We start from the raw sequence: 1,589 nt of genomic DNA, 5'->3' as shown, positions 1-1,589 counted from the left end.
CGCTCGGCCTGGGCGGTGATGGTCAGCGACGGGTTGACGCCGAGGTTGGCGGAGACGGCCGCGCCGTCCACCACCGAGATGCCCGGGTGGCCGTGGAGCCGGTGGTAGGGGTCGATGACGCCCTCCTCGGGCGAGGCGCCGATCGGGCAGCCGCCCAGGAAGTGCGCGGTCAGCGGGGTGCCCATCAGCTCGCCGACGTTCGTCCCCGGGAAGCCGCCTATCTCCTCGGCGACCAGCCGCGCGGCCTCGGCACCTTCGGGGATGTGGTCGGGGTTGGGCGCGCCGTGGCCCTGCTTCGCCGTCAGCAGCCCCTTGCCCGGGCCCCTGGGCTTGCGGTAGGTGGTCAGGGAGTTGTCCAGGGACTGCATCACCAGGCCGATGATCGTCCGCTCCGACCAGCGGTAGGTGGACAGCGCCCGCGCGGCCTGCACGGGGTGGCGCAGGCAGTGCGCCAGGAAGGCCAGCGGCCTCGGCGCGCGGCCGTAGGGCACCTGGAGGACGGAGAGGGCGCCCATGGCATTGGAGCCCTTGCCGTAGCGGACCGGCTCGATGTGGGTGTTGTCGTTCGGGTGGATGGAGGAGGTGATGGCCACCCCCTTGGTGAAGTCCGGCTCCGCGTGGGGCCCGTGCTTCTTCCGGTAGCGGCGCGGGGTGGTCAGGGCGCCGACCAGGGCCTCGGAGTTGGTGCGGGTCAGCTCTCCCAGCCTCGGGGAGATGTGCGGCAGCAGGCCGGTGTCGCGCATCCGGTGCAGCAGCGTCTGGGTGCCGTAGGTGCCGGCGGCGATCACCACCCTCCGCGCGCGCAGCACCGTGCGCCTCCCCCGGCGCTTCCCGGTGCGTACCGTGGTCACCCGGAAGCCTCCGGCGCCGTCCTCGGTCACCTCGGTGACGGTGGTCATCGGGTGGATGACCGCGCCGGCCTTCTCGGCGAGGTACAGGTAGTTCTCGTTGAGGGTGTTCTTGGCCCCGTGCCGGCAGCCGGTCATGCACTCGCCGCACTCCGTGCACGCCCGGCGGGCCGGGCCCGCGCCGCCGAAGTAGGGGTCGGGAACCTCCGCTCCCGGGGCGGCCCTGACCTCGCCTCCCGCGTCCTCGCCGTCGCCGAAGAAGACGCCCACCGGCGCCAGGTGGAAGGTGTCGCCCACGCCCATCCTCCCGGCCGCGGCCTTCAGATGGACGTCCGAGGGCGTCACCGTGGGGTTCAGCCGTACGCCCAGCATCCGCCTGGCCTGGTCGTAGTACGGCTTCAGCTCCTCCTGCCAGTCGGTGATGTGCCCCCACTGGCGGTCGGCGAAGAACGCCGGCGGCGGCACGTAGAGGGTGTTGGCGTAGTTCAGCGAACCCCCGCCCACCCCGGCACCGGCCAGGATCATCACCTTGTCCATCAGATGGATGCGCTGGATGCCGTACAGGCCCAGCGCCGGGGCCCACAGATAGTTCCGCAGGTCCCAGGAGTTCCTCGGCAGCGTCTGGCGGGTGAAGCGCCGCCCCGCCTCCAGCACCCCGACCCGGTAGCCCTTCTCCGTCAGCCGCAGCGCGGACACCGAACCGCCGAAACCGGAACCGACCACGATCACGTCGTAGTCGTA

Annotated in this window: 1 protein-coding gene; it reads right to left on the bottom strand. The window is 71.9% G+C overall.

Going from position 1 to position 1,589, the window contains the following annotated elements; translation table 11 throughout:
- A partial coding sequence (locus tag IQ279_RS27485) for a GMC family oxidoreductase N-terminal domain-containing protein (protein WP_206352035.1) occupies positions 1 to 1,589 on the bottom strand: 1,589 nt, incomplete at both ends.

Origin of the sequence: Streptomyces verrucosisporus (assembly GCF_017114865.1) — a bacterium.
In the GTDB taxonomy this organism is placed as follows: Bacteria; Actinomycetota; Actinomycetes; order Streptomycetales; family Streptomycetaceae; genus Streptomyces; species Streptomyces fenghuangensis.
This window is presented reverse-complemented; position numbering and strand designations above follow the sequence as displayed.